The following is a 23,765-nucleotide window of genomic DNA, read 5'->3' as shown; positions in this document are numbered from 1 at the left end:
ATCCGCCCTTAAAGAACTGCCTTGGGGTAGGAACCCAGCACCTTGAGTGCCACTGCTTCCTGACTGATTTTCTCCAGCACACCTTTTACCAGCGGATCGCGGTGGTGGCCGACGAAATCGATGAAGAACACGTAGGTCCATTTACCGCTGCGCGACGGACGGGTCTCGATGCGTGTCAGATCGATACCGTTGTCGTGGAACGGCACCAACAGTTCATGAAGCGCGCCGGGCTTGTTGCTCATGGAGACGATGATCGAGGTCTTGTCGTCGCCGGTTGGCGGTACTTCCTGGCTGCCGATCATCAGGAACCGCGTGGAGTTGTCCGGACGGTCCTCGATTTTTTCGGCCAGGCGCGTCAAGCCGTAGAGGCCCGCCGCCATGTCACCGGCGATGGCCGCCGAGTTCCACTCACCCTTGACCCGCTTGGCCGCTTCGGCGTTGCTCGATACCGCCACGCGCTCGACATTCGGGTAATGGGCGTCCAGCCACTTGCGGCACTGGGCCAGGGACTGGGCGTGGGAGTAGATCCGGCTGATGCTGTCGGTCTTGGTGTTCTCGCCCACCAGCAGGTGATGGTGAATGCGCAGCTCGACTTCGCCGCAGATCACCATGTCGTGCTCGAGGAAGCTGTCCAGCGTGTGGTTGACCGCGCCTTCGGTGGAGTTCTCCACCGGCACCACGCCGAAATTCACCGCGCCGGCGGCTACTTCACGGAAGACTTCGTCGATGGCCGCCATCGGTTTGCTGATCACGGCGTGGCCGAAGTGCTTCATGGCCGCAGCCTGGGTGAAAGTGCCTTCCGGCCCCAGGTAGGCGACTTTCAGCGGCTGCTCGAGGGCCAGGCAAGAAGACATGATTTCGCGGAACAAGCGCGCCATCTCTTCGTTGCCCAGCGGTCCCTTGTTGCGCTCCATGACACGCTTGAGCACCTGCGCTTCACGCTCGGGACGATAGAACACCGGGACTTCGCCTTCGGCCAGGGAGGCCATTTTCACCCGGGCGACTTCCTGGGCGCAGCGCGCGCGCTCGCTGATCAGTTCCAGGACTTTTTCGTCCAGGGCATCGATGCGCAGGCGCAGCGCCTTGAGTTCTTGCTCAGACATCAGCCGTGATCCTTCTCGAACTCTGCCATGTAGGCGACCAGCGCATTGACGGCGTTGATGTCCACGGCGTTGTAGATGGAGGCGCGCATGCCACCGACCGAACGGTGACCCTTGAGGTTCAGCAGGCCGCGCTCGTCGGCGCCGGCCAGGAACGGCTTGTCGAGACGGTCGTCGGCCAGGCGGAACGGGACGTTCATCCACGAGCGGTCGGACTTGTTGATCGGGTTGCTGTAGAGGCCGCTGGCGTCGATGAAGTCATACAGCGTGCGCTGCTTCACTTCGTTGAGCTTGCCGATGGCTTCGACACCGCCCTGCTCTTTCAGCCACTCGAACACCAGGCCCGACAGGTACCAGGCCAGGGTCGGCGGGGTGTTGTACATCGAGCCGTTATCGGCCGCGACCTTGTAGTTGAGCATGGTCGGGCACAGGGAGCGGGCGCGGCCGAGCAGGTCTTCGCGAATGATCGCGACCAGGATGCCGCTCGGGCCAATGTTCTTCTGGGCGCCGGCGTAGATCATGCCGAAACGGGAAATGTCCACCGGGCGCGAAAGAATGTCCGAGGACATATCGGCCACCAGCGGCACGTCACCGGTTTCCGGGATCCAGTTGAATTCCAGGCCACCGATGGTTTCGTTCGGCGCGTAGTGAACGTAGGCAGCGTCGCTGGACAGGTTCCATTCGTTCTGGCCAGGAATGGCGAAATAGTCGTAGGGCTTGGCGGTAGCCGCCACGTTGACGTGACCGTAGCGCGACGCTTCTTCGATGGCTTTCTGCGACCAGATGCCGGTGTCGATGTAGTCGGCCTTGCCGTTTTCCGGCAGCAGGTTCAGCGGGATCTGGGCGAACTGCTGGCTGGCGCCGCCCTGCAGGAACAGCACTTTATAGTTGGACGGGATGTTCAGCAGATCACGCAGGTCCTGCTCGGCCTTGGTGGCGATGGACACGAACTCATCGCTGCGATGGCTCATTTCCATGACCGACAGGCCCTTGCCGTGCCAGTCGAGAAGTTCACCCTGGGCGCGCTTCAGGACCGCCTCAGGAAGCGCCGCCGGGCCGGCACAGAAGTTATAGGCTCTCTTGCTCACATCCAATCTCGCTCTGATCTGGTGGTCACTTAAATCTTTTAGTCTTCACTGCTCCCACAGGGGTTACCGCTCCTTCAAGGTATGGATGAGTCCGTGGCGAGGGAGCTTGCTCCCGCTGGGCTGCGCAGCGGCCCCTCTTTTTTGTGAGCGCTTCGCACTCAAGCGGGAGCAAGCTCCCTCGCCACAATAATTCCAACAAGCCTCAAGAGAGCGGCAGTCCCCACGGGGATGGTGCAGTGTCGCAAATTTTCAAACGGAACAAACAACAAGGGGGCGAATCTTCATCCGCCCCCTGTGTGTCCGCTTAGTCCTGCGGTTCTTCTTCGTCTGCGGCAGCGTCGAGTGGTTGATCGCCGACGGTGTCGTCGACATCGGCACCGAGGGTGCCATCGAACGCTACACCTTCCTCGCCTTCTTCGCCTTCCAGCTCCTCGCCTTCGACTTCCGACGGTTCCTGGACGCGCTCAAGCCCGACCAGTTTTTCGTCTTTGGCGAGCTTGATCAGCGTCACGCCCTGGGTGTTACGACCCAGGCTGGACACTTCGTCGACCCGCGTACGCACCAGCGTGCCCTGGTCAGAGATCAGCATGATCTCCTCGCCATCGAGCACCTGGACAGCACCGACCAGGCGACCGTTACGCTCGTTGCTGACCATGGCGATCACGCCCTGGCCGCCACGCTTGTACTCGGGGAACTCGCTGATGGCGGTCCGCTTGCCGTAGCCACGCTCGGAAGCAGTGAGGATCTGGCTGCCTTCTTCCGGGATCAGCATGGAAATCAGCTTCTGCCCTTCCGGCAGGCGCATGCCGCGCACACCACGAGCGGTACGGCCCATGGCGCGAACGTCGGATTCCTTGAAGCGCGTGACCTTGCCACCGTCGGAGAACAGCATGACTTCGCGCTCGCCGTCGGTGATGGCGGCGGAAATCAGCACGTCGCCTTCGTCCAGCTCCAGGGCGATCAGGCCGACGCTGCGCTGGCGGCTGAAGGATTCCAGCGGGGTCTTCTTCACGGTGCCGTTGGCGGTTGCCATGAAGATGTAGTGACCTTCAGTGTATTCCTCCACCGGCAGCATGGTGGTGATGTATTCACCATCATCCAGCGGCAACAGGTTGACCAGCGGACGACCGCGGGCGGCACGGGATGCTTCGGGGATTTCGTAGGTCTTCAGCCAGTACACCTTGCCCTTGCTGGAGAACAGCAGCAGCGTGGTATGGCTGTTGGCGACCAGCAGGTGAGCGATGTAGTCCTCGTCCTTGACGCCGGTCGCCGATTTGCCTTTGCCACCGCGACGCTGGGCCTGGTAGGCGGCCAGCGGCTGGGTCTTGGCGTAGCCGCCGTGGGAAATGGTCACCACGCGCTCTTCTTCCGGGATCATGTCGCCCAGGGTCAGGTCCAGGCGCGCATCGAGGATCTCGGTGCGGCGCACGTCGCCGTATTCGGCGCGGATCACTTCCAGTTCTTCGCGGATCACTTCCATCAGGCGCGTGGCGCTGTTGAGGATGCGGATCAGCTCGCCGATCTGGTTGAGGATTTCCTGGTACTCCGCCAGCAGCTTTTCGTGCTCCAGGCCGGTCAGGCGGTGCAGGCGCAGTTCCAGGATGGCTTGCGCCTGCTCCGGGGACAGGAAGTACTTGCCTTCGCGCAGGCCGTATTGCGGATCGAGGTTTTCCGGACGGCACGAATCGGCGCCGGCGCGTTCGACCATCGCCACCACCGCGCTGGATTCCCAAGGCGTGCTGACCAGCGCTTCCTTGGCTTCCGACGGGGTTGGCGAAGCCTTGATCAGGGCGATGACCGGGTCGATGTTCGACAGGGCAACGGCTTGGCCTTCAAGGATATGACCCCGCTCGCGGGCCTTGCGCAGCTCGAATACGGTACGACGGGTCACGACTTCGCGGCGGTGACGGACGAAGGCTTCCAGCAGGTCCTTGAGGTTCAGTATCCGCGGACGGCCGTCGATCAACGCGACGATGTTGATGCCGAACACGCTTTGCAACTGGGTCTGGGCGTAGAGGTTGTTGAGGATCACCTCAGGCACTTCGCCACGGCGCAGCTCGATCACGACGCGCATGCCGTCCTTGTCGGACTCGTCACGCAGCTCGGTGATGCCTTCGAGCTTCTTCTCTTTTACCAGCTCGGCGATCTTCTCGATCAGGCGGGCCTTGTTCAGCTGGTACGGCAGCTCGGTGATGACGATCTGCTGGCGGCCGCCCACCTTGTCGATGTCTTCGACGGTCGAGCGGGCGCGCATGTAGATGCGACCGCGACCGGTGCGATAGGCCTCGATGATGCCGGCGCGACCGTTGATGATCGCGGCGGTCGGGAAGTCCGGGCCAGGGATGTATTGCATCAGCTCATCGACGGTCAGCTCGGGATTGTCGATGAGGGCCAGGCAACCGTCGATGACTTCACCGAGGTTGTGTGGCGGGATGTTGGTCGCCATGCCTACGGCGATACCGCTGGAGCCGTTGACGAGCAGGTTGGGAATACGGGTCGGCATGACCGCCGGGATCATTTCGGTGCCGTCGTAGTTCGGCACCCAGTCCACGGTTTCCTTGTGCAGGTCGGCCAGCAGTTCGTGGGCCAGCTTGGTCATGCGCACTTCGGTGTATCGCATGGCCGCGGCGTTGTCGCCGTCCACCGAACCGAAGTTGCCCTGGCCGTCCACCAACAGGTAGCGCAGGGAGAATGGCTGCGCCATACGAACGATGGTGTCGTACACGGCAGTGTCGCCGTGGGGGTGATACTTACCGATCACGTCGCCGACGACACGGGCGGACTTCTTGTAAGGCTTGTTGAAGTCGTTGCCCAGCTCGCTCATCGCGAACAGCACGCGCCGGTGCACGGGCTTCAAGCCATCGCGCGCATCCGGCAGCGCCCGCCCGACGATTACGCTCATTGCGTAGTCGAGGTAGGACTGTTTCAGCTCGTCTTCGATATTGACCGGGAGGATTTCTTTGGCCAGTTCGCCCATGAGAAGCCTGATTCCTTTTTCTGGTGAAACCTCGTCACGTCCAGATGGGACGAACGAAGCTCGCCGCTGCAGAACAAATGCCATGCAGCGACTTACGACAAATCAACGAGTTATGCCATGGATCTGCGCAGTAAAGGCCGCCTCGCGAGGCAGCCTTGGAAACCGCCGGATGTTATCACAAGAGCCGCCACGCACCTATCCCCCAGATGCGCATGGTGTGTAGTTAGTTGACCGATGACAGGCTGGAATGGGACGAGAGGGGCTCAGAGGCGCTGGGATTCGCGATTCGTGGCTGGATTCGGCTAATTTTCAGGCTTTGCCGGCCCCATCGCGAGCAAGCTCGCTCCCACAAGGGCGCCGTATACCATCCAATGTGGGAGCGAGCTTGCTCGCGAAAGCGATTGTTCAGGTGACGACTATCCTCAATGCAACCGCTTGCGACACATCAATTGCGCCATCTTCGCCGCATCCGGCCGCTCGACGATGCCCTTCTCCGTCACGATCGCATCGATCAGGTCCGCCGGAGTCACGTCGAACACTGGATTGAAGGCATCGGCATCCGCCCCGACCCGCTTGCCGCCGACTTCCAGCAGCTCACGCCCATCACGTTCTTCGATCGGAATGTCATCGCCACTGGCCAGGTTCATGTCGATGGTCGAGCTCGGCGCCACCACCATGAAGCGCACGCCGTGGTGCATGGCACACACCGCCAGTTGATAAGTGCCGATCTTGTTCGCCACGTCGCCATTGGCGGTGATGCGGTCGGCGCCGACGATCACCCAGGTCACGCCCTTGGTCTTCATGATGTGGGCGGCAGCGGAGTCGGCGTTGAGTGTCACCGGAATGCCTTCGTTGGCGAGTTCCCACGCGGTCAGGCGAGAACCTTGCAGCCACGGACGGGTTTCATCGGCATAGACGCGCTCGACCATACCCTCGATGAACGCCCCGCGAATCACCCCAAGGGCGGTACCGAAGCCACCGGTGGCCAGGGCGCCGGTGTTGCAATGGGTCAGGATGGCCTGGGCGTTGCCCTGGTGCTTGCGGATCAGGTCAACACCGAGCTGGGCCATGGTCAGGTTGGCCTCGCGGTCGCTTTCGTGGATCGCGATGGCCTCAGCCTCAAGGGCCGCCAGCGGGTCGGCCTGTTCCTTGAGACGCGCCAAGCGGTCGCGCATGCGGTCCAGCGCCCAGAACAGATTGACCGCCGTCGGCCGGGAATCGGCCAGCAAGGCAAAATCCGCTTCCAGCGCATCTTGCCAGTCACCACCCTCGGCCAACCGCGCCCGCGCCGCCAGCACCACGCCATAGGCGGCACTGATGCCGATCGCCGGCGCACCGCGCACCACCATCGAACGGATGGCCTCGGCCACGCCGGCCGCGCTGGTGTAGCCGATCCAGTTTTCCTCGAACGGCAAAACACGCTGATCCAGCAGATAAAGAGCGCCATCGCGCCAATCGATGGCCTTCACCTTCTCCGCAGCCAACAGTCGATCGCGCATCCTTCACCCCGCACTCATGAACAAAAGCCGCCGATTATAGCGATCCCTCCGCGAAGACGCTCGGGTATACTTCGCCATCCTTTATAACCCATGGAACCGTTCCACGATGCCCAAGCCTGCCGTTGCGCTCGACTTATTATTGCTGCCGACCTGGTTGGTGCCTGTCGAACCCGCCGGTGTCGTGCTCAAGGATCATGGTTTGGGCATCCGTGATGGCTGCATCGTGTTCATCGGGCCACGGGCCGAAGCCATGAAGTGCGATGCCACGGAAATCCGCGAACTGCCTGGCATGCTCCTCAGCCCGGGCCTGGTGAACGCCCACGGCCACGCGGCGATGACGCTGTTCCGCGGCCTGGCGGATGATTTGCCGCTGATGACCTGGCTCGAACAGCACATCTGGCCCGCCGAGGGCAAATGGGTCGATGAAGACTTCGTCCGCGACGGCACCGACCTGGCGATCGCCGAGCAGATCCAGGGCGGCATCACCTGTTTCTCCGACATGTACTTCTACCCCAAGGTTGCCAGCGAGCGTGTCCATAACAGCGGCATCCGCGCGCAAATCGCCATCCCGATCCTCGACTTTCCGATACCCGGTGCCGCCAGCGCCGACGACGCCATTCGTCAGGGCATCGAGCTGTTTGGCGATCTCAAGCACCATCCACGGATCAAAGTCGCATTCGGCCCGCACGCGCCGTACACCGTAGGCGACGAGAACCTGGAGAAAATCCGGGTGATCGCCGAGGAACTGGACGCGGCCATTCACATGCACGTTCACGAAACCGCCTTCGAAGTGCAGCAGGCTGTGGATAACACTGGCGAGCGGCCAATGGCGCGGCTGGCCCGGCTTGGCCTGTTGGGACCGCGCTTTCAGGCGGTGCACATGACTCAGGTCAGCGACGAGGACCAGGCCCTGCTGGTAGAACACAACTGCAGCGTGATCCATTGCCCGGAATCGAACCTGAAACTGGCCAGCGGTTTCTGCCCGGTGGAGCGCCTGTGGCAGGCCGGCGTCAACGTCGCGGTCGGCACGGACGGCGCGGCAAGCAACAATGACCTGGACCTGCTGGGCGAAACCCGCACTGCCGCCCTGCTGGCGAAAGCCGTCGCCGGCTCGGCCACCGCGCTGGATGCCCATCGGGCCCTGCGCATGGCCACGCTCAACGGCGCCCGCGCGCTGGGTATCGAGTCGATCGTCGGTTCACTGGAAGTCGGCAAGGCTGCCGACCTGGTGGCCTTCGACCTGTCCGGCCTGGCGCAACAACCGATCTATGACCCGGTTTCGCAGTTGATCTACGCCACCGGCCGCCATTGCGTGAAACACCTGTGGGTGGCCGGCAAGCCGTTGCTGGAGGACGGTCGCCTGACTCGCATGGACGAGGCGCAACTGACCGCCACGGCCCAGGCCTGGGGCCGCCGGGTGAGCGGCCAGAACGAATAGCACGCCCCTTGAGCCACGGCTCGGGGTCACTGATTTTTCAAGTTTTTCGAGGATCTGCACATGAGCAACGTCGACCACGCTGAAATCGCCAAGTTCGAAGCCCTGGCCCATCGCTGGTGGGACCGCGAGAGCGAATTCAAACCGCTGCACGACATCAACCCGCTGCGGGTCAACTGGATTGACGAGCGGGTCAGCCTGGCCGGCAAGAAAGTCCTCGACGTCGGCTGTGGCGGCGGCATCCTCAGCGAAGCCATGGCCCTGCGCGGCGCCACCGTCACGGGCATCGACATGGGCGAGGCGCCGCTGGCCGTTGCGCAACTGCATCAATTGGAATCCGGCGTCAGCGTGGAATACCGGCAGATCACCGCCGAAGCCCTGGCCGAGGAAATGCCCGGGCAGTTCGACGTGGTCACTTGCCTGGAGATGCTGGAACACGTGCCGGACCCGTCATCGGTGATTCGCGCCTGCTTCCAGATGGTCAAGCCCGGCGGCCAGGTGTTCTTCTCCACCATCAACCGCAACCCGAAGGCCTACCTGTTCGCGATCATCGGCGCCGAATACATCATGAAGCTGCTGCCACGCGGCACCCATGACTTCAAGAAATTCATCCGGCCTTCCGAACTGGGCGCCTGGAGCCGCATGGCCGGGCTGACCGTCAAGGACATCATCGGCCTGACCTACAACCCGCTGACCAAGCACTACAAGCTGGCCGCCGACGTTGACGTCAACTACATGATCCAGACCCTGCGCGAGGAATAAGTCGATGCGTCTCCAAGCGGTTCTCTTCGACATGGACGGCACGCTGCTCGACACCGCGCCAGACTTCATCGCCATCTGCCAGGCCATGCGCGCCGACCGTGGCCTGCCGCCGATGAACACCCAGCACATCCGCGACGAAATTTCCGGCGGTGCCCGGGCGATGGTCGCGGTGACGTTTTCGATGGACCCGGAATCCCCGGGGTTCGAGGAGCTGCGCCAGGAATTCCTCGACCGTTACCTCAAGGGGTGCGCGGTCCACAGCCATCTGTTCGATGGCATGGCCGAAGTGTTGGCCGACATCGAGGCGGCCAACCTGATCTGGGGCGTGGTCACCAACAAGCCGGTACGCTTTGCCGAGCCGATCATGCAGCAGTTGGGCCTGGCCGAGCGTTCGAAAGTGTTGATCTGTCCCGATCACGTAAAAAACAGCAAGCCGGACCCGGAACCGTTGATCCTGGCCTGCAAGATGCTCGACCTGGACCCGGCCAGCGTGCTGTTCGTGGGCGATGACCTGCGGGACATCGAGTCCGGCCGCAGCGCCGGCACCAAGACCTGCGCGGTGACCTACGGCTACATCCACCCGGACGACAACCCCAAGCACTGGGGCGCGGATGTGGTGATCGACCATCCTCTGGCCCTGCGTGAAGTGCTGGATAACGCGCTGTGCAGTTGCTGATCTGAGTACCGCTTTTGTGGCGAGGGAGCTTGCTGTGGCGAGGGGATTTATCCCCGTTGGGTCGCGAAGCGCCCCCAAAATATATCTGCCACCGCAGTACATCAAATCGAACCCAGCGGGGCGGTGCGACGTTTCGCTAAATCCCCTCGCCACAACTGCGCACCACTACGCATTGTTTTGTTTCGTGAGGTTTCTTTATGTTTGACTACTCCGCCCGCCCCGACCTGCTCGAAGGCCGCGTCATTCTGGTCACCGGTGCCGGCCGTGGTATCGGAGCGGCTGCCGCCAAGGCTTATGCCGCCCATGGCGCCACCGTGTTGTTGTTGGGCAAGACCGAGGCCAACCTGACCCAGGTCTACGACGAAATCGAAGCAGCCGGTCATCCACAGCCGGCAGTGATCCCCTTCAACCTCGAAACCGCCCTGCCCCATCAATACGATGAGCTGGCCGCCATGATCGAGACCGAGTTCGGCCACCTCGACGGCCTGCTGCACAACGCCTCGATCATCGGCCCACGCACGCCCCTGGAGCAGTTGTCCGGTGAGAATTTCATGCGCGTGATGCACGTGAACGTCAATGCCATGTTCATGCTCACCAGCACCCTGCTGCCATTGCTGAAGCTGTCCAAGGACGCGTCCGTGGTGTTCACCTCCAGCAGCGTCGGGCGCAAGGGCCGGGCGTATTGGGGCGCCTATGGCGTCTCCAAATTCGCCACCGAAGGGCTGATGCAAACGCTCGCCGACGAAGTCGACACCGTTGCGCCAGTGCGCTCCAACAGCATCAACCCCGGCGCCACCCGCACCAGCATGCGGGCCCAGGCCTATCCGGGGGAAAATCCGCTCAACAACCCGACGCCTGAAGAAATCATGCCGGTCTACCTGTACCTGATGGGGCCGGACAGCCAAGGCATCAATGGCCAGGCTTTCAACGCGCAATAACCGCCTCCCGTCGCGGCGGTTTACCGTCGCGGCGCAGACGCCTTCGGTGCATTACCCAGCGAAGCGCCAAGACCTTGCCGCCAGCCGCCCCTCTTATCGCCCCTAACCCGACGGTAACATGCTGTTTTTTCGCGTATTTTTTTAAAGATGAACCGAATGGCACGACTTTCGCTCTAACCACTCAAGCACGCCATGTCCGGCAAGCAATGGACGTTGAGACGCAATCCGCCAGCGCAAGTAAAGCGGACTAAACTCAGATCAATGTCCCTCGGGACTGATGGACCAGTACGACGCGTAGCCCAGTGCCGCTTCACCCGCCGGCCAGGATCGACTCAGTTAGGGGCTCACGCCATATGAAAACGCCCACGCAGACCAATGCGATCGACTTTGACAGCGCCAAGCTGCAGCGCCTGGGCCTGGCCCAGCCGTCGCCGCTCGTGACGCGGCCCGTCAGCCTTTCACAAGTGCGCCAGCAATTGAGCCAGCAGTTGCAGACCAGCCTGGAGCCGCAACGGATCCTCGGCCTGTTCTTCCGCGAAGTGCAGCGGCTGGTGCCCCTGGATGCGCTGGCCTACCAGCACAAACCCAGCGACTTGCGCCTGGAATTCGGCCAGCGCGGACATCACAGCCTCAGTTACAACCTTAGCCATGAAGGCGAACACTTGGGTGAACTGGTGTTCCGCCGCAACCAGCGCTTCGCCAACTCGGAGCAGAGCGAACTCGAGTCGATACTCTCCACGCTGTTTTTCCCGCTGCGCAACGCCTTGCTCTATCGCGCCGCCACGCAAAGCGCCTTGCGCGATCCGCTGACCGGTACCGGCAACCGTATCGCCATGGACCAGACGCTGGAACGTGAGATCGACATGGCCAGGCGTCACATGCAGCCACTCTCGCTGTTGATGCTGGACATCGACCATTTCAAGCGTATCAACGATAGCCATGGGCATGGCGTCGGCGACGAAGTGCTGAAAGCCGTGGCCGACTCGATCAAGAGCCAACTGCGCAATGTGGACATGGTGTTCAGGTTTGGTGGCGAAGAATTCCTGATCCTGCTGGCCAATACCAGCCGGGACGCGGCGGCCATGGTCGGCGAACGGCTGCGTTACGCCGCCCAGGCACAGGATTACTTTGCTGCGGGCACTCGGATCGAACTGACCGTCAGCCTGGGATGCGCAACGCTGCTGCCGGGTGAGTCCGCTGAAAGCCTGTTGCGCAGGGCCGACAGCGCGTTATACGTGGCCAAGCGCGAAGGTCGGAACCGGCTGACGATGGCGGGCTGAAGCCCAAACGCTCTGAACACCGACCCATTGCCTTCGCAAGCAAGCCCGCTCCCACAAGGGAATGGCGGCGCACTTGAAACTTCTGGTCACCACAAAACCAATGTGGGAGCGAGCCTGCTCGCGAAGGGGCCGGATCAGTCAACGCAAGGTTGAAGGTCAGACCGCTTTCGCGAGCAAGCCCGCTCCCACAGGAGGGTCAAGCTATAGGGGATCAGCTACCCGCCAACGCCAGGCGTTCACGGCTGGGCGCAGTTTTCTCTACAACGCCCGAGTGTTCCAGTTGCATGCAGCGCTCCAGGAACAGGTACATGTAGTCGTAGCTTTTGCAGACGGCCTGGCGCAGTTCCATCTGCAACGACTTGCTCGGATTCATGCCCGCCAGGGTGCAGATGATCTCCAGCGCTTCCCAAGGGTGGGCATCGTCATACTGGGCGTGCATCTTCAGCCACTTCATGGCCCGCTTGCGGTCTTCCTCGGCGAAAGCCGCCGCGTAGACGCCACTGGAACAGACCACCGCCGACCACTCCCCGGTCGCGCCCTCGATGGCGTAGTTGGTCGCGGCAATCGCCACGATCAACGAGTCCGCCGAGCTGGTGTGCCAGCACCAATGACTCAACGCATGCAGCTCAGGTGGCACCTGCTGCGCCTGCAGATCTTCGAGTGTCACGCCATGAGCGGCGCTCCAGTTCACCCAATAATCGGCATGATTGAGTTCGACTCGAATGTTGCGCATCAGCCAGCGGCGCGCCATGTCCTCGCCGGGATGGCGGGCAAAGCGTGTCTTGGTGAGGTTTTGTGCCATGTACAAGGCGAACTGTTCGACGACGGGCCAACCACCGATAAGGTAGTGGCGCATGGTCTTGGCGCTGAGCTTGTTGTCGCGCATGCGTTGATACAGTTCGTGTTCTACAACCCGGCGCTTGCTCTCGCCGCAATCTGCAATGAGCTGCTGTGCCCATTGCGGATAGCTCTTGGCGTCCATGAGCGGGCCTGTTCGGTTGAATGTGTCGATCACTGTCGGGCTCCTTTTGATTGTGATTTTCTGCGGATCAACAAGAGTTTCAGCGGAACGTGCCGGGGGCCTTGAACAACAACGGCTGAGGCCTGGCCGGCCTACATTGCAACGTGTCACAGGTAAACATCTGTGGCCGCTCAATGACATACCCCTGAGCGTAGTCCACACCAATTTCCAGCAATGCCTGCTCGATCTGGGCCGTTTCAACAAACTCGGCAATCGTACGCTTACCCATGACATGGCCGATATGATTAATCACTTCGACCATTGCCCGGTTGATCGGGTCGTCCAGCATATCCTTTACGAAACTCCCGTCGATCTTCAAGAAGTCTACAGGTAAATGTTTCAAGTAAGCGAATGAAGACATTCCGGCACAAAAGTCATCCAGTGAGAAATAACAGCCCAAACCTTTGAGTTCATTGATAAAGCGGATCGCGCTACCGAGATTCGAAATGGCGCTGGTCTCGGTAATTTCAAAACAAATCATTTCCGGCGGAATCGAGTAGGCCGCGAACTGTTTACGCAAGAAGTCCAGGAACGCCTGATCTCCTATAGTCGTGCCTGACAGATTAATCGCACACATGGCCAACGGGCCTTGCCGGGATTCGTTCAGGCATTGGCGAATGATCCTGAAGACATTCTCCACCACCCAGCGGTCCAACGACGTCATCAAGCCATAGCGCTCCGCCGCCGGAATGAAGCTGTCAGGCAGGATCATCCGCCCGGCCTCGTCATGCAGGCGCAGCAATATCTCGATATGCCCACCGCCATGATCCCCCGGGCCCAATGCAGCGATCTCCTGGGCGTACAGGCAGAAACGGTTTTCCTCCAGGGCCATGTGCAAGCGCTGCACCCAGGCCATCTCGCCGAAGCGCAGGGACAACTCCGAGTCGTCGGCATGGTAGACCTGGACCCGGTTGCGCCCCTTTTCCTTGGCCATGTAGCAGGCCATGTCGGCGGCGCGCAGGGATGCCTCCAAGGTGGTCGGGCTCTGGGCGATATGCACCAGGCCGATACTCACGGTGGTCACGAATGGCCGGCCTTTCCACACGAAATGCAGGTTCTGTACGGTCTGGCGCAGACCTTCGGCAATTTTCTCCGCGGCCTCCGGCGAGCAGTTTTCCAACAAGATGCCGAACTCATCGCCGCCCAAGCGGGCCAATGTGTCGTTTTCCCTTAACCCCGATTGCAGCAAGGCACAAATGTGCCGCAACAACTCGTCACCGGCCGCATGGCCACAGGTGTCGTTGACCAGCTTGAACTGATCGAGATCGAGAAACATCAGGGCGTGGCGCCCAACCTGGCGGGTCAGGTTATGCAGGGCTTGTTCAAGGCGGTATTCGAATTCGCGGCGGTTCGCCAGGCCGGTCAGCGCATCGTGAGTGGCTTGCCAGGACAGATTGGCAATGTACTGGCGTTCCTGGGTCATGTCGTGCAGCACCAGCACCGCACCACTGACCTTGCCGGCGTGGCGGATCGGCGCCCCCACCAGGGTGACCGACACCGTGCTGCCGTCCAGGCGCTGGATCAACTTGGAATGCTCGCTGCCGCCCCCCAATCGTCCGCTCAGGATATGCTCGATCAAGGTCAGCCCTTCCGTCTGGGCATTGTCATCGAGCAGATTGAACAGCGCCGCCAGGGGCAACCCCGTGGCGTGCTCGGCTTTCCAGTGGGTCATCGCTTCCGCGGCGGGGTTCATGTAGGCAATGGCGCCCTCGACGTCGGTGGTGATCACGCCGTCGCCAATCGATTGCAGGGTGATCTGGGCCCGCTCCTTCTCCAACTGAAGCGCATTGGCGAAGACCTGCCGCTGGGCCAGCAGTTTATGGGTGCGCAACAGCGCGAGGACAATCAACCCAAGGGCCGTGGCGAAATTGGTCACCAGCAACAGGCGCAGGATAAACCGCGACCCCTCGCCCAAGGCATCGCTGAAGGCCTTCGCGGCTGGGGTTACGGAATCGTTGATGGCGAAGATCTGTGCCTTCCAGCCGCGGATATCCGTTTCCGAGGCTTGGCCGGTGCTGATGTTGGCGTGCATCTGCCGGGCGACGTTGTCCAGTTCAATCAGGTAGCCATCACCCACCGTCCAGAGATCGATAGCTTCTTCCAGATAGCTGAAATGACGGAAATTGAGATACAGCCAGATCACGCTGGCTACGTCGTCGGGATGATTGCCACCCTTGAGAATCCCGGCCCGCGCGGCGTCGAGATCAGGCGGCTGGCGGTCCAGTGCTACCCGCAGTTCGTGACCGCCCTCGGGCACGGCGATGGCTTGCTGGTACTTGAGAAAAATCGCCTCGTCACGGCTGTCAGCGTAAAGATTGAGGTAATAAATGGCGTCTTTCTGGCCCTTGGACCAAAGGCTTTCCCCTGCTACATAACCGCGAACTGCCGACAATACGTAAAGACTGACGCCTCCCAGAAGGGCTTGAAACAGGACAACTGCTATAAAAGGCCAGACGATGCCCAACAGCCGAGGGGTTCCGAGAGTCCGCTTTTGCTTCATGAGGTCCCTTGCACAGGTAACTGCGATCAGCATTGACGCCAATCATCCTTGCAAGACTAGGAGGCGCAGCAGCTCCCCGCAAGAGGCTGTCCATTTATTTGACGCACTGAACCTCGGTACCTGGAGTCCGAAGAGGGTAAGCGTCGTCTTTTAGACGCCCCCTTATATTTTTCACACCGTATACATATATACCACGACGATTTTTTCTGAGGTGTTTTGATACGAACCTCCCCGCATGGCGAATGACAACGCCGCCTGAGAGCCGTATCTACTACCGAGAAAAAATGGACATGTCATTACTACAAACCCCCAACCCTCTAATTGACCCGTCACTGAGTCCAGTCCCGTCGCCTGATGAAAAACATCAAGGCCTACTGGGGGACTATGACTCTTTGCTCTCACTGCTCCGGAACACGCAACCCGAAGTACTTGCAAACACCTTGGTGAAACCCAAGCGTTGCTCTCCGATGTACTTGGAGGATGAAGCCGGACAGCGTTCGCTTCAGGCACTGGCGCAACATGAAGATTATCGGACACAGTGCACAAGGGTGGGCGCGCCATACTATCCCTTGACCGTCACCTTGATAGATGGAAAAGCCGTCTATGAAACACTTGCGAGAGACAGCCAGGTCACCGTCGCAATTCCACTGGGCAAAAATCCGGTGTGGGACTTATGGCTTCCCAATATTGAAAAAGCCGCTCGAAAACTGGGGGGCCAAATTCGCCAAAGCAGCGAGGTTACATTCGCAAGAATGGCCTGGTATTACGGCGTACCCCTCTGGGATCCGCTTGATGAAAAACAACGCGAAGACGTGATTCAGGCACTCGAAGAAAAGCGTGCCCGTCACGTGTTGGGACTGGGAGACGCAGTCCGTCTCGACGAACTGGGTCACGGCTCCGCCGTTGAGAACAGATCCGTCGACGATGTGATTATGGAGACGATGCGTGAACGCCTTCCCCACCTTCGTACATCATTACTGGCCCACCTGAGTCCGATAGACATAGCCAGCCTGACGATTCAGGACCTACGAGCAAAGCCATCGTTTTATCTCGAAAAAATCCTGCTGTCAGAAGAGTCCGAGGTGTTGACGAAAGCTCTGTTGCGAGCCTTGAACTGGTACGGCGGTCGTCACGGCGAAGACAGTGCTCCAAACGTGCGAATCAAATTGCTGGTCAAAGCCATTGATCTTTGGTTATTAGCGGGCAAAAACGAACCAGATGATGCTATCGCCGGTTATCAATGGCAGGTGCACTCCAATTGGGGCAAGAGCTACGAAGCGATTTCGCTGGCGTTCGAGTCGCACCTGGTTGCTTCGAAACACGCTTCATCGGTGAATGAATCCATCCTGCTGGCCTGTTTGTATCGCTCATCGTTTCCCCTGGACTTCCAGATCCCTGACATTCCCTCGGAACTGCCCTACCGGAGCTCGACCATCTGGGTCAACTTTGTTCATGGCGTACATCTCGCAAATGCGATTGATCCGATGCTGCTGCAACGACTAAGCGTCCAACAACTGATTAACCTACCCACCGAATATATGGCTGAGGGCAACGCCGAAGATCTTAATCTGGTCTCACTCACAAGACTCCAACCTGCTACGGATTGGGCGGTCACCAATGGCTTCCTTCCCGAACGCACCGATGGAGGCCACTCGCCGCAGGCTATCGAAGAAGCAATGCAAAAACTCGACGAGACTATCGCCCAGTTAAATAGCGCTATCGTCGATCTCGACAAACAGCCGCCCGACAGACTGAAGATGGCAACCCTTGAGCTGACAAAGCTATTTGGGCATACCCGTTTCTTAGACTGGACACTGCTGAGGGAGGCCTCCGCTTTCCCCACCGGGACTCCTACATTTAGAAGCGGCCCGCGAGTCCACTCCTCTTATTCGCTCGTTGATGTGTATGCATCTGGAGAGTTGAGCAAAGCAAAATGGTACATCAACCCGCCCTCTTCGGCATGGTTAACGCTATCTGAAGAGGGAATATTAAACACCAATCTTTTTGGTCGCAAATTTAAAGGAAAAAAACCACAAAATATAGAGCAGACATTCGACAACCAGTTCAAGGATTATATCAAGCTGATTAGCAGCGCCTACCAGCAGTTGATAATTAACTTACTCGCATCGCTTCCTCTGCTTGATCGACGGGCATTGGAATACGGCACCATCAGGCTATACAGCCTTAGACAACCCACTGGGGATATAGGTGGCGTGTTTCAATTACAAGACGAAACACTAGCCTCCCGAGCCCGCTGTGGTTTTATTTTGGAAGCGACTTACCGCAACAACGTAACATACTACGAACTTGTACCGCGAGCGGGTGTGATTCGCCCCCGATTGGATATCATGCCGTACCATTTCAATCCAGGTATTGCACCCCGAACTGAGATAAACCCTGCCCAGCAAATCCAAATCGGCATCCCATTAACGATCGAAGATAAAAATAAACAGCTCCCTTTTGATTGGAATGCTCACGTCAACGGAACCGTTCCCGAAAGAAATATGCAATGCCAAACCATCATGGACCACATCGGCGGCACATTGGGCAGATTAATGAACAATGATCTTCCCAACATCATCCCGACCACCTTGGAGTCAACCTCCATTCAGTCGATCGCTAATCACATTGCCGACCGCTTGCTTTTTATTGATGAAACAGCGTTGCGCCGCGCCTGTTACGGCCAAACCAAATTTGATACCCAGCAGGCGAATTTTGATAAGGTAGTAAGCGTAATAAAATCATTCGTTCCGTTTTGGGAAAGCATAGAAAATCTGAGATCAGGTGATAGAAGAAAAGTAAATGAAGGTTTGTTTGGTTTATTCGTAGACCTCGCAGCCTTCGCACTTCCCCTTGGAAAGTTTGCGTCCGGCTCCATGAAGATAATCAGTGCGGGCGGCAAACTTACCTTCACGAAAAAACTGCCTTTACTTGCAAAAAAAATAGGCGTTCTCATCAACTCCACCTTGAATCCACTTGATGGTATTCCCTCGCTGCTCAAGGCTGGTGGCGTGAGCCTGTTCAGGCTCAGTAAAAAAGGGTTTATCCGTCTCAAGCGATTAACTGGCAGAGCCGGTCGATACGACTTTCCCCAAGGCGTACCTCAAGCGACCGATCCGGGCCGATGGCGCCCGTTGTCAACGAAAGATCAAATAGCCACAGTCTATGGAATTGAAGATGTCCCGGTGCGCAATATCGCACCCCAAGGCAAACCCGACTTTCGGTTGGTCGACCCTTTTTCCACCAAGCCTTATGGACCTGCGCTGACAGCTGAACGTTCCGAATTGTCGTTGGGGCCCTCCCGATACGACCTGCTGGGCAAAACCGAAACCGATAGTTTCTTCAACATCCCTGACAAAACCCACATAAGAGAGGTATTGGAGGTCAACGGCAGCCGCACCTTTTATTTGGATGATGTTCCCTATCGACTGGAAGACGGCGCCCTGCGCAGAGTTGATACCTTGGATGCCACTAAAAACTTTAGGAAATTGCCATGCCGCTAGATCAAACTTGCAACATTCACTCATTGACCGGTGAAGTCGCCAAGCGCCCTGCCCTGGGAACGGACATTGGAGGCAAAAGCTGGGCGCCTTGGTTTGCCGATGTTCTCGTCGAACCCGTGAGCATTAGAGGCCACGAAGTGTTCTACAAACAAGGGAAGATATATGAAGTCAAAAATGGCAAATATGCGCCCTATAAAGGCAAGCCGGAATGGATCGGCCTGAGTAAAAAAACAGTCAAACCTAAATCAATAGTAGACGTAACGATAGAGTTTCAGACGGGCATATATGCGGGCATCAAGATCACCGGCATCGCCGAGGACATCAACGACATCCGTCGAGTCGGGGCGATCATGGTTCCCGATCTCAACCCGGACTTCAACTATATTTTCGCCAAACTAGATGACAAATACTACGTCCTTAGAAATCTCGCCAAGAATAAATCCGAAACATTGAAGCTACGACAACTGGAATCCAGTGAACTGGCCGAAGGGTATGGAGAGGAACTGAAGCGAATCTATGAGGGGTCGCTTAATGCAAACAATACCGTGCGACTCCACGGAGAAGAACTAGTTAACCAAGCGTTGGAAAGACTTGAAAAAGTTTCGATACCTATCGGCACCACCGCTAACCCTCCGAGGAATATGGATTGGGCCCAAGTCGACACATCTCCTGCCGAAGCCTTGATGTTCGATCAAAGAACCAGGTTGCTAGTCTGTGAAATGCCTGCTGGAACGGCTTTATGGAGCCCCGTCCACCTTTCCCCTCAGAACATACAGAACAAAACAACTTCCATCTTTGGCGACATTTTTAAAAAAAGAGAGCTTTCTATAGAACACGCTATGGGAGAATTAAAAAAAATCCTTCCGGGATCTCAAAAAAACATTGCTTTTGCCGAGGTGACTCTTACATCAGGAAGAGTTGAAATCTATGTCAGTGTTTCCGGCATCAACGACTATACCCGGCATCTCCCCGTATTCCGTGAAGGAAATCAATTGCAAATTGGCGACGTCACCTACTACAACGTGGACGCGCTTAAAGGCGGCACAGATCCCACCTCTCTTCTTCTAACGAAAGAAGGCGAATCGCTGCTAGCGATACCGCACCCCACGGCCGGCAGCTCGCAGACAATGAATCCCATTACGTCCGGCGACAGCGAGAGCAAGCTGATCAGTTATATCAGCGAAAAATATCCGGATAATGGAGATATCCGGTCGATCACTATTGCCACAACCTTGCCGCCATGCGATTCCTGCGCGATTGTGATGAAGGAGTTCGGTCATTTGCGTGGTGCAGATGCCCTGAACGTTACTTGGGGGAAACGTAAGAGTACGACAAATAGCTAAACTGAATCCTTGGTTGCTATTCCTTAATGCCGCTGCAAATGCCCATAAAGCCTGGCGTACAAACCACCATCGGCGATCAGTTGCTGGTGGTCACCATCCTCGGCAATTTGCCCGGCATCGAACACCAGCACCCGGTCCGCCTGTTTCACCGCGGATAACCTGTGGGCAATGATCAGCGTCGTACGCCCACTCAAGAACCGCGCCAATGCCTGGTGAAGGTTGTATTCGGTGGCCGCGTCCAGGGCGGACGTGGCTTCGTCGAGGATCACCACCCGTGGATCGGCCAATATCATGCGAGCGATCGCCAGGCGTTGGCGCTGCCCGCCCGAAAGCCTGACGCCGGAACGTCCGACAACGCTCTCCAAACCTGCGGGAAGCGCTCGCACCGTGGCGTCGAGCTGGGCAATTTCCAATGCCCGCCAACAGGCCTCGTCGCTGCAGTCGCGGCCCATGGCGAGGTTGGCCCGCACCGTGTCGTTGAACAACGCGGGGTGCTGGAGCACCACCGCGACGTTTTCGCGGATGGTTTCGAGGCCAATTTCCTGCTGCGTCGCGCCACCAAACCGGATGCTGCCGGCCTGGGGTGTGTAGAGGCCCAACAGCAATTGCACCAATGTGCTTTTACCGCCACCGCTGGCACCCACGATAGCGACCTTCTCACCCGGCGAAATGGACAGGTTCAGTCGGTTGAGAACCCTCTCCTCACCGTAGCCGAACGAGAGCCCTTGAATATCGATGCCTACGGTGTCGCGCCCCGTGAACGGGTCGACGCCGCCGCTGTACTGCGGCTCATCGGCCCGGGCCAACAGTTCGTTGATACGGTTCAAGGCTCCGCCCGCCGCGTAAAAGGCATACTGCAGGTTCAGCAATTGCTCGACCGGGCCGATCATGAACCATAAGTAGCTGAACACCGCCAGCATCTGCCCGATGGACAAGTCGGAAAACAGCACGGTGAGCATGGCCGCGGCGCGAAAGATATCGATGCCGAACTGGAACAGTAGACCGCTGGCACGGTTCGAGGCGTCGGTTTTCCACTGCGAGTTCACCGCGTAATCGCGCACTTCCCTGGCGCGCATCCCCAGCCGCCCGAGGAAAAAACCCTGGCGATTGCCGGCGCGCACTTCCTGTATCGCATCCAGTGTCTCGGTCAGGGCCTGGGTGAAGCGCGAGGTGCTGTCGTTTTCCAGTTTCTTCAGGTGCTTCACCCGTTTGCCCAACTGCACCGTGGCGTAGATCACCAGCGGGTTGAACAACAGGATCAGCAGTGCCAGCTTCCAGTGCATCCACATCAGGATGCTGGCAGTGCCCACCAGTGTCAGCATGGCGACCAGGAAGCGGCTAAGGGTTTCGCCAACAAACTTGTCGAGGGTGTCGAGGTCGGTGACCAGGTGCGTGGTCACGGTACCGCTGCCCAGGCTTTCGTATTCCTTCAATGAAATTCGCTTCAGGCGTTCGATCAGCCGGACACGGATGCGATAGACGATGTCCTTGGCCAGGCTGGCGAACAGGCGCGCCTGCAACACGTTGAACACCAAGGCGCAGCAGCGCAGCGTCAGGGTGACCAACAGCATCAGTCCTATATAACCGGCCGCGCTCTGCCAAGCCGTTGGCAAGGCGAGGTTCATGATCTTCAACGCCGCATCGCCGTGGCCCAACAGCACCTCATCCACCAACAGCGGCAGCAGCAACGGGATGGGCACGCTGCACAAGGTGGCCAGCACGGCCACGCCGTTGGCGATCCACAAGGCTTTTTTATGTTTGAGGGCCAGGCGACGGATTTCTGCCCAGCTCAACCGATCAATAGGCGCCGGGGCCGACGCGTTGACGTTGGGCAGGTCATCAGGCACAGGTCGCCCGCTCCAGCCAGCGGCCGAGCAATGGCGCCAACTGCTCCAGGGGCTGGTAGCCATTGGTCAGCAGGGCCAATTGCCCGTCACGTTCGGCCAGCAGCGTGGGGAACCCGGCGATGCCAAGGTCTTGCACCCAGGTGAAATCCGCAGCGGTGGCAGCGTGTTGGTCGGCACGGTCGAATGCAGCGGCGAACTCGATCCGCGGCAACCCGGCCTGTTCGGCCAACTCAACCAGGATGCTGGCGCGGGTCACGTCGCGACCTTCGACGTAAAACGCCTGCTGGATCAGCTTCACCAGTTTCCAGGCCAGGTCCGGCGCCAGGCTGCGAGCCGTCACCAACGCCCGGCAAGCAGGCTCGGTGTCGTAGACAAAACCGTCGGGTAATGCCCCTTCAAAGTTGAACGGCTGGCCGGTGGCCTGGGTGACCGCCTGCCAATGTTCAAGAATGTAGCGCCGGGTCGTCGGCTCCAAGGCCGAGCCGCTGCCGGTGCGCAAGCCGCCCACCACCAGGTGCAACTCCACGCCTGCGGCCTGCGCCTGCTCGACCAATGCCTGCGCCACCGGAGCGAAGCCCCAGCACCAGGAACACATCGGGTCCATCACATACAGCAGGCGCGATGCCATGGCTTAAGCCTCGGAGGATGATTGCTTGTAGTTGTAGCCGATCGGGTGAGGCATGTTGCGAGCCTTGGCCAGCTCGATCTGCTTTTGCCGGTCGATGGCGCTGCGACGGGTCTTCTCGCTCAGCTTGTCCCAGCAATGCGGGCAACTGATGCCCGGCACGTAGTGCTCCGAAGCGCGATCTTCAACGCTTACCGGCGTGCGGCACGCATGACATTGATCGTAGTCGCCTTCGCTGAGGTCGTGGCGCACAGTCACACGGTTATCGAATACAAAGCAGTCGCCGCGCCATTTGGTTTCTTCCTGGGGCACCTCTTCGAGGTATTTCAGGATGCCGCCCTTGAGATGATAGACCTCTTCGAAACCTTCACCGAGCATGTAGCTCGAGGCCTTTTCACAGCGAATGCCACCGGTGCAGAACATCGCGACCTTCTTGTGCCGGGTCGGATCGAAGTTCGCTTTGATGTATTCGGGGAATTCACGAAAGCTGGCGGTCTTGGGATCGACGGCGCCTTCGAAAGTGCCGATGGACACTTCGTAGTCATTGCGGGTATCGATCAACAACACTTCCGGATCGCTGATCAGCGCGTTCCAGTCCTGCGGCTCGACATAGGTGCCAACCCGCTTGTTCGGGTCCACCCCTTCCACGCCGAGGGTGACGATCTCTTTCTTGAGCTTGACCTTGGTCCGGTAGAACGGCTGCTCGTCGCAGTACGACTCTTTGTGGTCGATGTCGTCCATGCGCGGATCGTTCTTGAGCCAGGCCATCAACCCGTCGATCCCCTCGCGGGTGCCGGAAACGGTGCCGTTGATGCCTTCTTCGGCGATCAGCAGCGTGCCTTTGATGCCGTTGTCGAGCATCGCCTTGAGCAGGGGCTCGCGTAGCTCGACGTAATCTTCCAGGGTGACGAACTTATACAGTGCCGCCACGACAATGGGTGGTGTCATGGGTATTTCTCCAGGTGGCTACCCTCGCAAAGGGTGAACCGGATGCGAAAAAAAACGCGCCGGGTGAGCGGCGCGTTGCGGATTCTAGCAAAAACATATGGGTTGCAGGACTGCAATTGCAAGGCCGGTACATTGCCCTGTGGCGAGGGGATTTATCCCCGCTCGGCTGCGAAGCAGGCGCCAGGCTTCCCTCCGGATGGGCCCGCTTCGCAGGCCAACGGGG

16 protein-coding genes are annotated in these 23,765 nt (G+C 59.0%); 7 read left to right on the top strand and 9 right to left on the bottom strand.

Translation table 11 applies throughout. The annotated features are described in order from the left end of the window. Positions 1-8: 8 nt before the first annotated feature. The 4 genes from pheA to mtnA form a co-directional block, all read right to left on the bottom strand. On the bottom strand, positions 9-1,103 hold the full coding sequence (gene pheA / locus JMN22_RS07600) for a prephenate dehydratase (RefSeq protein WP_003199233.1): 1,095 nt from the start codon (positions 1,101-1,103) through the stop codon (positions 9-11). Further along, a complete protein-coding gene (gene serC / locus JMN22_RS07595; protein WP_198797554.1) occupies positions 1,103-2,188 on the bottom strand; it encodes a 3-phosphoserine/phosphohydroxythreonine transaminase in 1,086 nt (361 codons plus the stop codon). The genes pheA and serC overlap by 1 nt, the downstream gene beginning before the upstream one ends. 304 nt (positions 2,189-2,492) lie before the next feature. After that, positions 2,493-5,165, bottom strand: coding sequence for a DNA gyrase subunit A (gene gyrA / locus JMN22_RS07590; RefSeq protein WP_030141018.1), 2,673 nt, complete (start codon positions 5,163-5,165; stop codon positions 2,493-2,495). 422 nt (positions 5,166-5,587) lie between these two features. Next, positions 5,588-6,664, bottom strand: a complete 1,077-nt coding sequence (gene mtnA, locus JMN22_RS07585; protein ID WP_030141019.1) for an S-methyl-5-thioribose-1-phosphate isomerase — start codon at positions 6,662-6,664, stop codon at positions 5,588-5,590. Between the two features lie 106 nt (positions 6,665-6,770). Between mtnA and JMN22_RS07580 the strand changes: the two genes are divergently transcribed. The 5 genes from JMN22_RS07580 to JMN22_RS07560 all read left to right on the top strand — a co-directional run bounded on the left by JMN22_RS07580 (position 6,771) and on the right by JMN22_RS07560 (position 11,755). After that, positions 6,771-8,102: a TRZ/ATZ family hydrolase gene (locus JMN22_RS07580; protein ID WP_198797553.1), complete on the top strand. Its 1,332-nt coding sequence runs from the start codon at positions 6,771-6,773 to the stop codon at positions 8,100-8,102. 60 nt (positions 8,103-8,162) lie between these two features. After that, positions 8,163-8,861, top strand: a complete 699-nt coding sequence (ubiG, locus tag JMN22_RS07575; protein ID WP_030141021.1) for a bifunctional 2-polyprenyl-6-hydroxyphenol methylase/3-demethylubiquinol 3-O-methyltransferase UbiG — start codon at positions 8,163-8,165, stop codon at positions 8,859-8,861. 4 nt (positions 8,862-8,865) lie between these two features. Next, on the top strand, positions 8,866-9,537 hold the full coding sequence (mupP, locus tag JMN22_RS07570) for an N-acetylmuramic acid 6-phosphate phosphatase MupP (protein WP_030141022.1): 672 nt from the start codon (positions 8,866-8,868) through the stop codon (positions 9,535-9,537). Between the two features lie 197 nt (positions 9,538-9,734). Then, the gene (locus JMN22_RS07565) at positions 9,735-10,475 is read left to right on the top strand and encodes a YciK family oxidoreductase (RefSeq protein WP_198797552.1); all 741 of its coding nucleotides are present in this window, start codon (positions 9,735-9,737) and stop codon (positions 10,473-10,475) included. A gap of 353 nt (positions 10,476-10,828) precedes the next feature. After that, positions 10,829-11,755: a GGDEF domain-containing protein gene (locus JMN22_RS07560; protein ID WP_030141024.1), complete on the top strand. Its 927-nt coding sequence runs from the start codon at positions 10,829-10,831 to the stop codon at positions 11,753-11,755. A gap of 211 nt (positions 11,756-11,966) precedes the next feature. Here the strand turns inward: JMN22_RS07560 and JMN22_RS07555 are convergent, their stop codons facing one another. Together JMN22_RS07555 and JMN22_RS07550 are read right to left on the bottom strand one after the other, a co-directional pair. Beyond that, positions 11,967-12,737: a TenA family transcriptional regulator gene (locus tag JMN22_RS07555; protein WP_206768601.1), complete on the bottom strand. Its 771-nt coding sequence runs from the start codon at positions 12,735-12,737 to the stop codon at positions 11,967-11,969. A gap of 79 nt (positions 12,738-12,816) precedes the next feature. Then, positions 12,817-15,276, bottom strand: a complete 2,460-nt coding sequence (locus JMN22_RS07550) for an EAL domain-containing protein (RefSeq protein WP_030141026.1) — start codon at positions 15,274-15,276, stop codon at positions 12,817-12,819. Between the two features lie 284 nt (positions 15,277-15,560). Here JMN22_RS07550 and JMN22_RS07545 point away from each other — a divergent pair, with 284 nt between their 5' ends. Further along, positions 15,561-18,779: a hypothetical protein gene (locus tag JMN22_RS07545; RefSeq protein WP_202334962.1), complete on the top strand. Its 3,219-nt coding sequence runs from the start codon at positions 15,561-15,563 to the stop codon at positions 18,777-18,779. After that, positions 18,770-20,122 (top strand): deaminase domain-containing protein, encoded by a 1,353-nt coding sequence (locus JMN22_RS07540; RefSeq protein ID WP_198797550.1) that lies wholly within the window; start codon positions 18,770-18,772, stop codon positions 20,120-20,122. Before JMN22_RS07545 ends, JMN22_RS07540 begins: the two co-directional genes overlap by 10 nt. 23 nt (positions 20,123-20,145) lie before the next feature. Here the strand turns inward: JMN22_RS07540 and JMN22_RS07535 are convergent, their stop codons facing one another. The 3 genes from JMN22_RS07535 to trhO are packed head-to-tail and all read right to left on the bottom strand — an operon-like array spanning position 20,146 to position 23,542. After that, positions 20,146-22,032, bottom strand: coding sequence for an ABC transporter ATP-binding protein (locus JMN22_RS07535; protein ID WP_236010370.1), 1,887 nt, complete (start codon positions 22,030-22,032; stop codon positions 20,146-20,148). Further along, positions 21,962-22,564 (bottom strand): DsbA family protein, encoded by a 603-nt coding sequence (locus JMN22_RS07530; RefSeq protein WP_187293339.1) that lies wholly within the window; start codon positions 22,562-22,564, stop codon positions 21,962-21,964. The genes JMN22_RS07535 and JMN22_RS07530 overlap by 71 nt, the downstream gene beginning before the upstream one ends. A gap of 36 nt (positions 22,565-22,600) precedes the next feature. Continuing rightward, the gene (gene trhO, locus JMN22_RS07525) at positions 22,601-23,542 is read right to left on the bottom strand and encodes an oxygen-dependent tRNA uridine(34) hydroxylase TrhO (RefSeq protein WP_198797549.1); all 942 of its coding nucleotides are present in this window, start codon (positions 23,540-23,542) and stop codon (positions 22,601-22,603) included. Positions 23,543-23,765 lie beyond the last annotated feature (223 nt).

Origin of the sequence: Pseudomonas sp. HB05 (assembly GCF_016756915.1) — a bacterium.
Lineage (GTDB): Bacteria > Pseudomonadota > Gammaproteobacteria > Pseudomonadales > Pseudomonadaceae > Aquipseudomonas > Aquipseudomonas alvandae.
Note: the sequence above shows the minus strand (reverse complement) of the source record. Positions and strands in the feature narration are given on the sequence as shown.

Excerpts from the sequence above, each read along its gene's own strand:
- pheA (WP_003199233.1), bottom strand. The coding sequence starts at position 1,103 with ATGTCTGAGCAAGAACTCAAGGCGCTGCGCCTGCGCATCGATGCCCTG.
- gyrA (WP_030141018.1), bottom strand. The coding sequence starts at position 5,165 with ATGGGCGAACTGGCCAAAGAAATCCTCCCGGTCAATATCGAAGACGAG.
- mtnA (WP_030141019.1), bottom strand. The coding sequence starts at position 6,664 with ATGCGCGATCGACTGTTGGCTGCGGAGAAGGTGAAGGCCATCGATTGG.
- JMN22_RS07580 (WP_198797553.1), top strand. The coding sequence starts at position 6,771 with ATGCCCAAGCCTGCCGTTGCGCTCGACTTATTATTGCTGCCGACCTGG.
- ubiG (WP_030141021.1), top strand. The coding sequence starts at position 8,163 with ATGAGCAACGTCGACCACGCTGAAATCGCCAAGTTCGAAGCCCTGGCC.
- mupP (WP_030141022.1), top strand. The coding sequence starts at position 8,866 with ATGCGTCTCCAAGCGGTTCTCTTCGACATGGACGGCACGCTGCTCGAC.
- JMN22_RS07565 (WP_198797552.1), top strand. The coding sequence starts at position 9,735 with ATGTTTGACTACTCCGCCCGCCCCGACCTGCTCGAAGGCCGCGTCATT.
- JMN22_RS07560 (WP_030141024.1), top strand. The coding sequence starts at position 10,829 with ATGAAAACGCCCACGCAGACCAATGCGATCGACTTTGACAGCGCCAAG.
- JMN22_RS07555 (WP_206768601.1), bottom strand. The coding sequence starts at position 12,737 with ATGGACGCCAAGAGCTATCCGCAATGGGCACAGCAGCTCATTGCAGAT.
- JMN22_RS07550 (WP_030141026.1), bottom strand. The coding sequence starts at position 15,276 with ATGAAGCAAAAGCGGACTCTCGGAACCCCTCGGCTGTTGGGCATCGTC.
- JMN22_RS07545 (WP_202334962.1), top strand. The coding sequence starts at position 15,561 with ATGGACATGTCATTACTACAAACCCCCAACCCTCTAATTGACCCGTCA.
- JMN22_RS07540 (WP_198797550.1), top strand. The coding sequence starts at position 18,770 with ATGCCGCTAGATCAAACTTGCAACATTCACTCATTGACCGGTGAAGTC.
- JMN22_RS07535 (WP_236010370.1), bottom strand. The coding sequence starts at position 22,032 with ATGGCTACCAGCCCCTGGAGCAGTTGGCGCCATTGCTCGGCCGCTGGC.
- JMN22_RS07530 (WP_187293339.1), bottom strand. The coding sequence starts at position 22,564 with ATGTGTTCCTGGTGCTGGGGCTTCGCTCCGGTGGCGCAGGCATTGGTC.
- trhO (WP_198797549.1), bottom strand. The coding sequence starts at position 23,542 with ATGACACCACCCATTGTCGTGGCGGCACTGTATAAGTTCGTCACCCTG.